We start from the raw sequence: 14,332 nt of genomic DNA on the forward strand, positions 1-14,332 counted from the left end.
GAAAGGACACTCCCGCCACGCGGACGCGCGTCGACTGGATTCCTGTGACAAGCACAGGAATGAGGAAATGTCAGCGGCTCAAGAAAACGCCCGTTCTTTGCATCGACAAAACAAAACGCCCGCAACATCGTTGCGGGCGTTTTTCATTCAGTCTTTCTTCTCTCAGAAGAAGCCTTTGCGCTGCCACCAGCCGCCCTTGCGCGGCTTAGGCTCGTCGCCATCGGGGTTCGGCGAAGACGAGGTCACCACCGGCTCCGAACTGGAGACATTGCTACCCCGGTTGGCGCGGACTTTTTCTTCCGTGGCCGGTGCTTCCGCTTCCGGAGCCAGATCGGCCAAAGCCTCACCAGCTTCTTCAACCGCGACCTCGGCGACTGTTTCCTCGACGATCACCGGCTCCACCGTTTCAACGGCTTCAGCTTTCGGCGCTTCCTCGGTTTCAGTCTTGACCTTCGCCTTGCGGGTACGGCGTGGCTTCTTCGGCACTTCCTCTTCCGCAACCTCGGCAACCACACCTTCCACCGCGGCGGCGGCGGTCGGTTCTTCGGTTACAGATGCTTCAACGGAAACCTCTTCGCTTTCGCTCTCACCTTCAGCTTCCGAGCCGGCAGCATCAAGAGCTTCGTCTTCCGCACGGTTGCGGCGTCCACCGCGCTTGCCGCGACGGCGGCGCTTGCGCTTGCCATCCTCTTCGGAACCTACTGCTTCCGCTGCATCGTTTTCGTTTTCAGCATCGGCCTCATCGGTTTCGATGCCATCGTCGTCACCTTCGGCATCATCGCCTTCCGCATCGCCGGACTGGGCGTCGAGCGCACCGTTTTGGTCGCCCTGGCCACCCTTGCCGCGACGGCGACGACGACGCTTGCGCTTGCGCTTGCCTTCTTCACTATTGTCGCCCTGTGGCTGCTGCTGGCGTGGCTCGGAGGTCTGCGCCTTGACGATTTCTTCCTCGTCTTCGTCCTCTTCCACCTCGGCGACGAAATCGTCTTCCTCTTCCACGAAGCTCGGCAGCATCTGGATGAGGCTTTCGATCTTCACCGGATTTTCGACGGCTTCACCACGGTCGATGGCGAAATGCTGCGCGCCGACGCCGGCGTCAGCAGCGATGATGATGGACACGCCGAAGCGGCCTTCATAATCGACGATCGTGCCGCGCTTGTGGTTGAGCAGGTAAAGCGCCGTTTCCGGCGTGCAGCGCACGGTGATGTTATGCGTGGTGTTGCGCAGCAGATATTCCTCGACGCCGCGCAGAACATGCAGGGCGATGGAGGATTCCGAGCGGACATGACCCGTGCCGCCACAATGCTGGCAGACCTGCGTGGTCGATTCCAGCACCGAAGCGCGGATGCGCTGGCGCGACATTTCCAGAAGGCCGAAATGCGAAATGCGGCCGACCTGGATGCGGGCGCGGTCGTTCTTCAGGCAATCCTTGAGCTTCTTTTCGACAGAGCGGTTGTTGCGCTTTTCTTCCATGTCGATGAAGTCGATGACGACAAGACCGGCAAGGTCGCGCAGGCGCAGCTGGCGCGCCACTTCTTCCGCAGCCTCGAGGTTCGTCGTCAGCGCAGTTTCCTCAATGGAATGCTCGCGCGTCGAACGGCCGGAGTTGACGTCGATGGAAACCAGCGCTTCCGTCTGGTTGATGATGAGGTAACCGCCGGACTTCAGCGTGACCTGCGGCTGCAGCATCCGGTCGAGCTGGGCTTCGATACCGGAGCGCGAGAAGATCGGATGAATGTCGCGGTAAGGCTGAACCACCTTGGCGTGGCTCGGCATCAGCATCTTCATGAAGTCTTTGGCTTCACGATAGCCTTCTTCGCCCGAAACGATGATCTCGCCTATATCCTTGTTGTAAAGGTCGCGGATTGAACGCTTGATGAGCGAGCCTTCCTCATAAACGAGGCAGGGGGCCGTGGAGTTCAGCGTCAGCGTGCGGACATTTTCCCACAGGCGCATCAGATATTCGAAGTCGCGCTTGATTTCGACGCGGGTGCGGTTGGCGCCTGCGGTACGCAGAATGACGCCCATGCCCTGCGGAACCTCCAGATCGCGCGCGATTTCCTTCAGGCGCTTGCGGTCGGTCGGCTGGGTGATCTTGCGGGAAATACCACCGCCGCGCGCCGTGTTCGGCATCAGCACGGAATAACGACCGGCAAGCGACAGATAGGTGGTGAGTGCGGCACCCTTGTTGCCGCGTTCTTCCTTGGCCACCTGCACCAGAAGGATCTGACGGCGCTTGATGACTTCCTGAATGCGATACTGCTTGCGCGGCTTGCGGGCAACGCGGTCCGGAACTTCTTCCATGGCGTCTTCGGCGCCGACGGATTCGATCACTTCCTTTTCGTGATGATCGTCATCATCGTCGTCATCATCGTCATTGCCACGACGAAGACCCTCGACTTCCTCGGAAATCGTGTCGGTGTCGACCATGGCGGCCATTTCGCCACCGGTGCTGCCGTCGTCTTCGGAAGAAGCTTCGGCGGCCTCGGCTGCTGCGGCTTCTTCTTCGGCGGTCTTCTTCTTCGCGCGGGGGCGGCGGGTGCGCTTCTTCGGCTTTTCTTCCTCGGCGGGCGCTTCCACGGCTACGGCCTCGACGGCGGTTTCCTCGGAAACCTCTTCCGCGACAGGCGCAGTCTCTTCCACGACGACCGTTTCAGTGGTTTCGCTGGCGGAAACAATGCCGACATCCGGCTGATCCACCTGCGAAAGGTCGATCATGGGGGCGCCGGGCTCGGGTGCATCAGCGGATTCGAAGTCGTCGCTGCGGCGATGATCCTCGGCTTCCGCCTTCAGGAGAGCCTGACGGTCGGCAAGCGGGATCTGGTAATAATCCGGATGGATTTCCGCGAAAGCGAGAAAGCCGTGACGGTTTCCACCGTAATCGACGAAGGCCGCCTGAAGGGAGGGCTCAACGCGAGTGACCTTGGCAAGATAGATATTGCCGCGGATCTGTTTTTTGTGCTCCGATTCGAAATCGAATTCTTCGATCCGGTTCCCACGGACAACGACTACGCGTGTCTCCTCTTCGTGGGAGGCGTCGATAAGCATTTTGTCTGCCATGTAAGCTGTGCTCCTCGGCGCAGCCTTGTTTTATACGAGAACAGGCCCGCCACACGGACGAGCCTTTCATATGAGTGCAAGGATGTGCCGGAAATGAAGTCTCCAGCCGGGCCTCTGTAAACTGGCAGCATCCGGACCGACGGCGAGGCATTTGGCCTGCTCCTGGTATCCGGTTCATGTGAAAACTGCTGCGACATCATTGGCCAGGCGGAACGACAATAATATATAGACCCCTTGGGGTCCGATGAATTTGCTCTCCTCAGAGCAGCGGTGGCAGCGCCACCGGGTAGGTCTCCGGCCACGGCCGGAATTGATCCAGTTTCAGGATAAATGTAACGACGGCAGATGATTGCCCGTTTTGCAGCGCCAGCGTCTTTTCCGATTGGCAGCCGGCGGGCATCTATCCCGTCAACACTTTTAACCCTCATCCGTGTTGTATGTTTTCTCTGTCATAATAGCAATAGGCTGGCTAAATATGCCATATTATTGGTGGAATTTCCGGGTTAACAATTGGTTCACCAAGGCCTGCGATTGTGGGGCGCAAACACGCAAACTATCGTACGGCGTGGTTGAAACGGCGCTGTTGCCGGCGTTTTTCCGCGCCGTTTATCGAAAATGACTGACATACGGAATTTCTTGAGGACCATGGATTTCACGCGCAACGCAGCGATATCAGGCGGGGCAGGGCGGCTTGGCGCGCGAATCGCGCGGGCTTTGGCGGCTCTGGCATTTTCCGTCGCCGCCTCTGTTTCCGTCGTGCCGGCAGCCCATGCCGTGGAGCCGCTTGTCGCCCATCAGGCGCGTATCATCGGTGATGAGGCGCGCACGCGCATCGTTCTCGATTTTGCAGAAGAGCCGGAATTCGACGTTCACTATCTCGATTCGCCCGCGCGCATCGTCGTGGACTTTCCCGCGGTGAATTTCGCTTTCCCCACATCCGACCTCAAGCCAACAGGTCTTTTCTCGGATATCCGCTTCGGCACCATGGGCCAGAACAGCGCCCGCATCGTGCTGACGGCGAAAAAGCCGGTACAGGTGACTGTTGCCGAAACGAAGAAGGCTGACGACGGACAATCTTTCCGTTTCGTGCTCGATGCCGAGATCACCACCAAGGGCAAGTTCGCGGAACTGGTGAAGGATCAGCAATGGCAGGCGCCCGCCCCGGTAACGACTGCCGCGATCACGCCTGACGACAAGACATCGCGTCCTGCGGAATTTGTCATCGCGGTCGATGCCGGTCATGGCGGCATCGATGCCGGCGCCACCGGCGGCACGACGGGCACCGAGGAAAAGGTCATCACTTTGACCTTTGCGAAGGAACTCGCGGAACGGTTGAACCGCGAACCCGGCATCAAGGCGTTTCTGACGCGCGATTCCGATACATTCCTTGCCCTGTCCGAACGGGTGACGATTGCCCGCCAGAACAATGCCAACCTCTTTATATCGCTGCATGCGGATACATTGAAGCAAAAGGGTATCCGCGGCGCGACCGTTTATACATTGTCAGACCGGGCGTCGGACCGGCAGGCGCAGGAACTGGCGGAGCGCGAAAACAAGTCCGACCAGATTGCGGGTGTTGCGGCCTCCAGCGAGCCGCCGGAGGTCGCCGATATTCTTCTCGATTTCACCCGCCGCGAAACTCAGGCCTTTTCGGTGACGCTCGCCGAAAACATCGTCTCATCCTTCGAGGGGCAGGTGGGCCTCATCAACAATCCGCACCGTTATGCCGGTTTCATGGTGCTGCGCGCTCATGATGTGCCATCTGTGCTGCTGGAACTCGGTTTCCTCTCCAATGCGGAAGACGAAAAGCTGCTTCTCGACGGGGAATGGCGCAAGAAGGTGGCCGATACGCTGGCAACGGCCGTCGGGCGATACCGCGCCAAGGCCATGGCGAACGGCGGCTGAGAAGGTAGCCAGCGGAGCGACGGTGCTGTTGCCGCCCTGCCATTGACCGCCGAAAAGCTGTTCAATTCTTGGGCCTTGCGGACGATTGCGGAGGCGAAGCCCTATTTTACTCACATTCGCCGCGTTACTCGAAGCGCGGATTCGGTGGCGATCCGCAAGCGTCCGCAACGCAATTGCGGGCCTGCCGCCCGGTAACATATCAGCGAATGCTGCCGTATCCGGCTTGTCATCGAAGGTATGGTGTGCAAAACGGCACGCGATATGCAAGGATGCGCCCGTAAATCGTCGGGCGTTGATGGTTACGATTCGAATTATCGGTAGCTTGGTATGATCAGACTGATTGGATATTTTTTCGGCTTGGCCAGCGTGCTCTTCCTGTGCGCCGCCGTCGTCGGTGCGATTTATTTGCACGGCGTGACGAAGGACCTGCCGGATTACGCAGTTCTGAGCACCTATGAGCCGCCGGTAACGACCCGCGTGCACGCCGGCAACGGTGCGCTGATGGCGGAATACGCGCATGAAAAGCGCTTGTTCCTGCCGATCCAGGCCATTCCCGACCGTGTGAAGGCCGCTTTCCTGTCCGCCGAAGACAAGAATTTCTACAACCACCCGGGTGTCGACATCTTCGGTCTCGGCCGCGCCATTCTCGTCAATCTCCAGAATGTCGGCTCCGGCCGTCGTCCGGTCGGCGCATCCACCATCACCCAGCAGGTGGCGAAGAACTTCCTTCTGACCAACGACCAGACCATCGACCGCAAGCTCAAGGAAGCCATTCTCTCCTTCCGCATCGAGCAGACCTATTCCAAGGACAAGATTCTCGAGCTTTATCTCAACGAGATCTTTTTCGGCCTGAATTCCTACGGCATCGCCGGTGCGGCACTCACCTATTTCAACAAGTCGGTAACAGAACTGACGATCGCTGAGACCGCTTATCTCGCATCGCTGCCGAAGGGACCGAACAACTATCATCCCATCCGCCGCGAAAAGGCTGCTCTGGAGCGCCGCGACTGGGTGATCGACCGCATGGCCGAAAACGGCTACATCACCGTCGCCGACGCCACCGACGCCAAAAAGCAGCCGCTCGGCGTCAATCTGCGCCGCGGTGGCGCGCATATTTTCGCGTCCGATTATTTCGCTGAGGAAGTCCGCCGCCAGATCGTCGAGAAATATGGCGAGGAAGCCCTTCTTGAAGGGGGGCTCTCGGTCCGTACCTCTTTCGACCCGCAAATCCAGATGGAGGCGCGCAAGGCGCTTCAGGACGGGCTTGTGCAATATGACGAGCGCCGCGGCTTCCGCGGACCGGTGGAAAAGATCGAGACGGCCGGCGACTGGACGGCGGCACTGGCCAAGGTCAAGGGTCTCCGGGACGTTCCGGAATGGAAGGTCGCGGTCGTGCTCGCAGTCGCCGCCGATGGCGTCGATATCGGCGTTCAGGCCGATCCCGATGCGGAAGATGGCGACAAGCGCACGCGCGGCCATATCTCTGCTGAAAACATGCGCTGGGCCTTCCGTGATGCAAGCGGCAAAAGAGCGACCGCCAAGTCGCCGGTCGGTGTCGTGACCGCGGGCGACGTCGTTTATGCGCAGCCGCTTTCCGGCTCCGGCAACGAATATCGCCTGCGCCAGCCGCCAAAAGTGCAGGGCGGCATGGTGGTGATGGACCCGCATACCGGCCGTGTTCTGGCCATGGTCGGCGGCTTCTCCTACGCGCAGTCGGAATTCAACCGCTCGACGCAGGCCATGCGCCAGCCGGGCTCCTCCTTCAAGCCGTTCATCTATGCGGCAGCGCTCGACAACGGCTATACGCCCGCATCGGTCATTCTCGACGCGCCGATCGAGGTGGTTTCGGGCAATCAGGTCTGGAAGCCGCAGAATTACGGCGGGGGTTCCGCCGGTCCTTCGACCCTGCGTCTCGGTATTGAAAAATCCCGTAACCTCATGACCGTGCGTCTGGCGCAGGACATGGGCATGAATCTGGTCGCGGAATATGCCGAACGCTTCGGCATTTACGACAAGATGCCGCCGCTTCTGTCCATGTCGCTTGGTTCGGGCGAAACGACCGTCATGCGCATGGTTTCTGCCTATTCGGTCATCGCCAATGGTGGCAAGCAGATCAAGCCGACGCTGATCGACCGTATTCAGGACCGCTACGGCAAGACGATCTTCCGCCACGAGGAGCGCGCCTGCGAGGGCTGCAACGCGACCAGCTGGCAGAACCAGGACGAGCCTGTCATCGTCGACAATCGCGAACAGGTTCTCGACCCGATGACGGCATACCAGACGACCTCTATGCTGGAAGGCGTCGTGCAGCGCGGCACGGCGGCGGGCAAGATCAAGGTCGATCTGCCGGTTGCCGGCAAGACGGGCACCACCAATGATGAAAAGGACGCCTGGTTCGTCGGTTACACGCCGGACATGGTTGCCGGCCTCTATATCGGTTTCGATTCGCCCGCACCTCTCGGTCGCGGCGGTACCGGCGGTTCGCTGTCGGCACCGATCTTCGGTGAATTTATCGCCGATGCGGCCAAGCACATGGAACCGAGCAAGTTCATCGTGCCTGCTGGCATGAACTTCGTCGCCGTCAACCGCAAGACCGGCATGGCGGCGGTCGAGGGCGAGCCGGACACCATCATGGAAGCCTTCAAGCCGGGCACGGGTCCCGCCTCTACCTTCTCTGTCATCGGCGATGACGGATACATGTCGCAGGAAGACATTCTGAAGACCTCGCCGCAGGCGCAGCAGGCCATCACCGGCGGTGGCGGCGGTCTTTATTGACATCAGTCCTGACGTTTGGCTGGGGCGCGGGTCTTTACATCCGCGCCCCCCGCATTTATTTGAGCAACGAGTTTCAATGAAGGTGAAGAACCAGCGAAATGCGCAATGAAATCGTGAACGTAGTCGACGAAATCAAGCAGGCCATAAGCCTGCTGAGGAGGCATCTTTGACTGGGACCAGGCGATAAGACGGCTGGACTGGTTGAATAACAAGGCAGAGGACCCGACCCTCTGGAACGATGCCACTGAGGCCCAGAAGCTGATGCGCGAACGCCAGCAGCTGGATGACAGCATCAACGGCGTCAAGGCGCTGGAGCAGCAGCTCCGCGACAATATCGAGCTGATCGAACTCGGCGAGATGGAAGGCGATGACGAAATCGTCAAGGACGCCGAAGATGCGCTGAAGGCGCTGAAGAGCGAGGCGAACCGCCGCCAGGTGGAAGCCATGCTTTCAGGCGAGGCCGATGGCAACGACACCTATGTCGAAGTGCATTCCGGAGCCGGCGGCACCGAAAGCCAGGACTGGGCGAACATGCTTCTGCGCATGTATACCCGCTGGGCCGACCGCGAAGGTTTCAAGGTCGAGGTTCTCGAAGTTCACGACGGCGAAGAAGCCGGCATCAAGTCCGCGACGATCCTCGTCAAGGGCCACAATGCATTCGGCTGGATGAAAACGGAATCGGGCGTGCACCGCCTCGTTCGTATTTCGCCCTATGACAGCAATGCGCGTCGCCACACATCGTTCTCTTCCGTCTGGGTTTACCCCGTCGTCGATGATTCGATCCAGATCGACATCAATGAGAGCGATTGCCGTATCGATACCTATCGTTCGTCCGGTGCGGGCGGCCAGCACGTCAACACGACAGACTCGGCCGTGCGTATCACGCATATCCCGACCGGTATTGCCGTTGCCTGCCAGCAGGAGCGTTCGCAGCACAAGAACCGCGCCAAGGCGTGGGACATGCTGCGCGCCCGCCTCTATGAGGTGGAGCTGCAGAAGCGGGAAGAGGCGGCAAACGCCCAGGCCGCGTCCAAGACGGATATCGGCTGGGGCCACCAGATCCGTTCCTACGTTCTGCAGCCTTACCAGCTGGTCAAGGATCTGCGCACCGGCGTGGAAAGTACAGCACCCGGCAACGTGCTGGATGGCGACCTGAACGAATTCATGGAAGCCGCACTCGCCCACCGCATCAGCGGCGGCGCGGATGTGGAAGTCTCGGATATCGATTAAGGCGTCCGGCGCGCCGATTGGAAAATTACCCCTCGCAAACCTATTGCGAGGGGTTTTTCGTTGGAGGACTAGCATGAAACAGGCGCTCTATATCGTCGACGTCCAGCCGAGCTTCAATCCGCCGGCTGGGCTGGTGGCGGAGATATCCGCACTCGCCCTGACCATGCCCAGCATCGCCACCGTCGAGCGTCATGATGAAAGTGTGACGCCCTTCGAGCGGCAACTCGGCTGGAAGCCGGGCAGGGATGACGAGTCGCTTGTTGCGGCAGATCGCATATTCATCAAACACGGTTATGCGCCTCCACGGGAGGTCATCGACTATCTCCTGTCGCTGAAACTCGACAGGGTGCTGGTCTGCGGCATTCAGGCTGATACCTGCGTGCTGGCCGCTGGTTTTGCCCTTTTTGATGCGGGGCTGCATCCCACGCTGTTGCCGTGGCTAACGGTGGGCTCCAGTCTCGACCGCAGTGGTGAACTCGGTGCAAGATTATGGAAACATCATTTTGGAGCGGTTCTTGCCGGGCCGGAGGCACTGGAAGCATAGCCTTGCCCGGCCGCGTATCCGGTCCGATCAGTTCGAAGCTTTTTCGATCTTCATCTCACCCAGCTCGTCGATCAGGATCGTCCAGCTTTCCGCTTCCTTGCTCATCGGGTCCGTCTTCAGATAAACGGTTACGAACAAGCCGGGCGAGGCGGGGGTGCCATTCGAGCTTTCAGGACGAATATCCGTGACGTAGGATTTCATCTGGCTGAATTCTTCCAGCTCGATATTTTCGAGGAGATTCGGCCCATCGGCCGTAAAGACGATGCGCTGCAGGTAGATCTTCGCCGTGCCGTCGCGCTGGCGGATGGCGATGACCTTGTAATAACCGCGTGTGGGCGAGGCAGGCGGCGGCCGCAGCTGTCCGTCAGGACCTTTCACCGGCTCAAGATTCCGATCTTCCCACATGCCGCTGCTGACGACGAAGATTGCCGAAACCGGCAAGGCGTCGATCGCTTCCGTCTGCGCCCGCGCAGGAAGCACGGCGGCGGCGAAAAGGAAAGCAGCGAGGATAGGTCTTGTCAGTTGCATGGCCATTATCGATTGTGGGCGTCAATTGTTGAACTGTTCGGCGAGAACCCGGTCCGACCATGAACGATCCGGATCCGAGAGAATTCTGGCCGTCCTGTCCTGCGATTGTGCGATCCTAACGTGACGAACGGATTTCACCTCGGTGTGGTCGGCCACCGCGTTCACCGGGCGCTTGTCGCGTTCGAGAACATGAATGTCGACCGTTACCTTATTCGGCAAAAGCGCGCCGCGCCAGCGTCGCGGCCGGAAAGCACTGACGGGGGTCAGCGCCAGAAGCGGTGATTCCAGCGGCAGGATCGGTCCATGGGCGGAGAAATTGTAGGCTGTCGAACCAGCCGGGGTCGCCACCATCATGCCGTCGCAGATCAGCTCTTCCAGCCGCACCTTGCCGTCCACCTCGACACGAAGCTTGGCGGCCTGATGGGACTGGCGAAACAGGCTGACCTCGTTCATGGCGAGGGCGGTGAACTCGTCGCCGTCGGAATCCGTTGTCGTCATGCGCAAGGGGTGAAAATCATTGCCGCTCGCCACCGCGATGCGCTCGAGCAGGCCTTCCACCCGGTAGTCATTCATCAGGAAGCCGACGGACCCCCGGTTCATGCCATAGACACGCTTGCCGGAATTCATCGTCTCGTTGAGAATCTGCAGCATGAAGCCATCGCCGCCGAGTGCAACGATCACCTCCGCCTCTGCAAACGGCGTATCGCCGTAAATGCCTTTCAGCTCTTTCAGCGCTGTCTGCGCCTCCTCTGTTGCGGAGGCGACGAAGGACAGTGAATAGGTAGAATGCGACATTCGCTTCCCTCGACAACGGCGCAGACCGGGCCGGTCCGAGCAAGGCACTGTAACCTGTTGAAGCGGCTTGAAATCTTTAAACCTCAACAAGGAGGTGGATAACATGCCGCCAGACGCACCCTTGGTACATGAAGACGGCGGCTGGCGACAAGGCCTTTCGCAGACGCAGGCGTTCCCTGGAGGCGGACCGCACCGCTCCGGTCCACAGCTTCTTGATTTGCGCCCACCGACAAGGGTTGCGATGCGGGACGGCCTGATGCAGTTTGCCAAGGCAGCCGGAATGACGAGTGGCAGGAGACGGATGTGGCGCTGAACTACGATATCTATGATGTCTTTACCGAGACGAAAATGGCGGGAAATCCGCTGGCGGTCATGTATGACGCCGATGATCTTTCCCAAGCCACGATGCAGGCGATTGCGCGGGAAATGAACCTCTCCGAGACGGTTTTCGTTAACGGCTCCACCAACCCGGCGCATGCGGCTTCGCTGCGCATCTTCACGCCATCAGGCGAATTGCCCTTTGCCGGCCATCCGACGGTGGGCGCCGCAGTCGCCATCGCCGAGCGAAATCGCGGCGAGGGTGATGACGACATCGATATGGTCTGCGTGCTGGAGGAGAAGGTGGGGCCGGTGCGTTGCGCGGTGAAGATGCGCGCGGGAGCCGTCAGCTTCGCGGAATTCGACCTGCCGCGCAAATCATCCCGAGTTGACCTGCCGCTCGATCACACCGCGCTTGCCGATGCGCTCGGCGTCAGCGAAGGACATCTCGGCTTTGAGAATCATGTGCCGTCTATCTGGACAGCAGGCGTGCCGTTCCTGCTCGTACCGCTGCACAATATCGCCGCGATCAGGGACATGGATTTCGACGCCAATCTTTGGCTGCGCACCGCGCCGCTGGTCGAGGGACGCCTGGCGGCGGCCTATATCTACTGTCGCGGCGGCGTCAATCACGCGGCAAAGTTCCACGCCCGCATGTTCTCCCCGGATATGGGCATTTCGGAAGACCCCGCAACCGGTTCCGCCGCCGCCGCCCTGTCCGGCGCGATCCACCATTTCGACGGGCTGACGGACGGCCATCATCCGCTCCTGATAGAGCAGGGCGTGGAGATGGAAAGACCGTCCCACATCCATCTACGCATGGACATCAAGGACAACGAAATAGCCCGCGCGCGCATCGGCGGTCATGCGGTGCGTGTGGCGTCGGGCACGTTCGAGATTTGAGGCGAACGGTCGTTTGATTGTCCGGTAACATCCCGTACCGGTGGCTTCTGTGATCGCGCGCCGCGCGACGCCTGATGGAGCGGACACCGGGATGGCCGTCCTTGACATATATCCCGACGAGGGTTTTAAATTCGCGCGCATCTCCGCGAACCGGCGGAGATTTGCGCACCAGATCATGGTTTTTAGCACATAGAGGTCCCAATGCGCCGAGTCCCTTCTCACGAAAATCACCTTGGAGTTTCTGAGAAGTTGAGGGTTCATGCGCACTTTGAATCTGGGCATCCTCGCCCACGTAGACGCAGGCAAGACTAGCCTTACGGAGCGTCTCCTATTTGACACCGGCGTAATCGACAGGCTGGGCAGCGTCGATACCGGCAATACGCAGACAGACAGCCTCGAACTGGAACGGCAGCGCGGCATCACCATCAGGGCCGCTGTCGTGTCCTTCACCATTGGCGATACCGTCGTCAATCTCATCGATACGCCCGGCCATCCCGATTTCATTGCGGAAGTCGAGCGTGTGTTGGGGCTGCTTGATGCAGCGGTGGTTGTGGTTTCGGCCGTGGAAGGCGTGCAGGCGCAAACGCGGATACTTGTTCGGGCGTTGCAACGTCTCGCAGTCCCGTTCGTATTCTTCATCAACAAGGTCGATCGCCCCGGCGCGCGCTATGATGAGGTCGTGCAGAACCTCGCCGATCAGTTGAGGGTGCGCCCGATCGCCATGTCGACTGTCACTGGCGCTGGCGGCAAGTCCGCGCGGGTGGAGGCTCCGGATGTGAAGAGCGAGCCATTTTTCTCCATCCTCTGCGAAATCCTTGCCGAGAATGACGAGGACCTGTTGCGCGACTATCTTTTGACGCCCGACGGTGTGGAGGCCGAAAGACTCCTCCAATCGCTCGCGCATCAGACCGCCCATGGGCTGGTGCATCCGGCTTTTGCCGGTGCGGCGATGACGGGAGCCGGCCTGCCGGCTTTGATATCGGCCATTGTCGACATGCTGCCCGCTCGTCAACCCGACCCCGAGGGAGAAGTCTCGGGAAAAATCTTCAAGATCGAACGCGGATGGGGCGGTGAAAAGCTGTCATATCTGCATTTGACATCCGGAACGATCCAGCTCCGGCAGTATCTGCCTTTGCCGCAGGGACCGGTAAGAGTGACCGGAATACAGCTGTTCGAGGACGGTCACGTTCACAATTCGACGCATCTCCGCGCCGGTCAGATCGCCCGCGTCACCGGCCTTACGAGTGCCCGGATCGGCGACAGGGTTGGCGCGGACGCGGTTGCCGACAGCCCGTTTCATTTCGCTCCACCCACGCTTGAAACACGAGTCGTTTCCCGCCGTCCGGCTGAGCACGCGGCGCTCTGGCTGGCGCTGAACCAGCTGACCGAGCAGGATCCGCTTATCGGATTGCGAAGGAACGACGAGACGAACGAGGTTTTCGTATCGCTCTATGGCGAGGTGCAAAAGGAGATCATCAAATCGGAACTGTTGACGGGGTTTGGCATCGAGGCCGAATTTGAGGACAGCACGATTATCTGCGTGGAAAGGCTGGCAGGTATCGGGCACGGACTTCAAACCATCTTCAAGGCACCAAACCCCTTTATCGCCACTGTCGGATTGCGGGTCGAGCCAAGACCGGATGGTGCGGGCAACAGCTTCGCACTGGAGGTGGAGGTGGGCCAGATGCCCGCAAGCTTTTATCGAGCGGTCGAGGAGACCGTATTCGAAACGCTGAAGCAGGGCATATTCGGTTGGCGGGTGGTGGATTGCCATGTCGCCATGACGGCCGCCCGGCAGAGTGCACCGTCAAGCACGGCTGCCGATTTCCGGCAGCTGACACCATGGGTGCTGGCAATGGCGCTGACCGAAGCGCAAACCTACGTTTGTGAACCGATCGATCACTTCCACCTCGAAGCGCCGGCGGCAACGATGACACGCCTGAGCACCGTTCTCGCCAAAGCGGGTGCAGTCATCAGAAACGCCGTTATCTCCGGCGGCATGACAAGGCTTGAAGGGACGATAGCGTCGGCAATGGTTCAGGGTGTTCAGCAGCAGGTGCCGGGGCTGACGGGTGGCACGGGCGCGATGGAAACGTCGTTCAGCCACTATGAGCGGGCGGATAATCCGCCACCGCCGCGCCGCCGGTCGGGTGCTGATCCGTTCAATGAGCGTGATTATCTGCTGGGCCTGCGCCGAAATGCAGAATGACCGCCGCAGAAATCAAATATTCCGCGACGGTCATTTTTCACATCAGACTTGAACAGGCAACGCGG

General features: G+C 59.9%; 9 protein-coding genes. 6 read left to right on the forward strand and 3 right to left on the reverse strand.

The genetic code is table 11. The annotated features are described in order from the left end of the window. Positions 1 to 162 precede the first annotated feature (162 nt). Entirely contained in the window at positions 163 to 3,060 is a 2,898-nt protein-coding gene (locus AC5I5B_RS06895; RefSeq protein WP_495752606.1) for an Rne/Rng family ribonuclease, read from the reverse strand. 645 nt (positions 3,061 to 3,705) lie between these two features. On the opposite strand from AC5I5B_RS06895, the gene AC5I5B_RS06900 reads away from it, so the two are divergent. The 4 genes from AC5I5B_RS06900 to AC5I5B_RS06915 all read left to right on the forward strand — a co-directional run bounded on the left by AC5I5B_RS06900 (position 3,706) and on the right by AC5I5B_RS06915 (position 9,514). Beyond that, positions 3,706 to 4,965: an N-acetylmuramoyl-L-alanine amidase gene (locus AC5I5B_RS06900; RefSeq protein ID WP_003502504.1), complete on the forward strand. Its 1,260-nt coding sequence runs from the start codon at positions 3,706 to 3,708 to the stop codon at positions 4,963 to 4,965. Between the two features lie 327 nt (positions 4,966 to 5,292). Continuing rightward, positions 5,293 to 7,740 (forward strand): penicillin-binding protein 1A, encoded by a 2,448-nt coding sequence (locus tag AC5I5B_RS06905; protein WP_060726167.1) that lies wholly within the window; start codon positions 5,293 to 5,295, stop codon positions 7,738 to 7,740. Between the two features lie 98 nt (positions 7,741 to 7,838). Further along, a protein-coding gene (gene prfB, locus AC5I5B_RS06910) for a peptide chain release factor 2 (protein ID WP_099085460.1) occupies positions 7,839 to 8,970 on the forward strand; the annotation gives its coding sequence in 2 pieces (ribosomal slippage) (positions 7,839 to 7,907 and positions 7,909 to 8,970; 1,131 coding nt in all). Positions 8,971 to 9,043: 73 nt separating this feature from the next. After that, the gene (locus AC5I5B_RS06915; RefSeq protein ID WP_111834326.1) at positions 9,044 to 9,514 is read left to right on the forward strand and encodes a cysteine hydrolase family protein; all 471 of its coding nucleotides are present in this window, start codon (positions 9,044 to 9,046) and stop codon (positions 9,512 to 9,514) included. A gap of 27 nt (positions 9,515 to 9,541) precedes the next feature. Here the strand turns inward: AC5I5B_RS06915 and AC5I5B_RS06920 are convergent, their stop codons facing one another. Together AC5I5B_RS06920 and AC5I5B_RS06925 are read right to left on the reverse strand one after the other, a co-directional pair. After that, positions 9,542 to 10,042, reverse strand: coding sequence for a hypothetical protein (locus AC5I5B_RS06920; RefSeq protein ID WP_111834523.1), 501 nt, complete (start codon positions 10,040 to 10,042; stop codon positions 9,542 to 9,544). A 21-nt stretch (positions 10,043 to 10,063) separates the two neighbouring features. Next, positions 10,064 to 10,837, reverse strand: coding sequence for an NAD kinase (locus tag AC5I5B_RS06925; protein ID WP_003502514.1), 774 nt, complete (start codon positions 10,835 to 10,837; stop codon positions 10,064 to 10,066). A gap of 303 nt (positions 10,838 to 11,140) precedes the next feature. Here AC5I5B_RS06925 and AC5I5B_RS06930 point away from each other — a divergent pair, with 303 nt between their 5' ends. Together AC5I5B_RS06930 and AC5I5B_RS06935 are read left to right on the forward strand one after the other, a co-directional pair. After that, positions 11,141 to 12,058: a PhzF family phenazine biosynthesis protein gene (locus AC5I5B_RS06930; RefSeq protein WP_087743845.1), complete on the forward strand. Its 918-nt coding sequence runs from the start codon at positions 11,141 to 11,143 to the stop codon at positions 12,056 to 12,058. Positions 12,059 to 12,317: 259 nt separating this feature from the next. After that, positions 12,318 to 14,267 carry a GTP-binding protein gene (locus AC5I5B_RS06935; RefSeq protein ID WP_111834327.1) on the forward strand — a complete coding sequence of 650 codons (1,950 nt, stop codon included), beginning with the start codon at positions 12,318 to 12,320 and terminating at the stop codon, positions 14,265 to 14,267. Positions 14,268 to 14,332: the final 65 nt, after the last annotated feature.

The sequence above is a fragment of the Agrobacterium sp. genome (genome assembly GCF_059499945.1).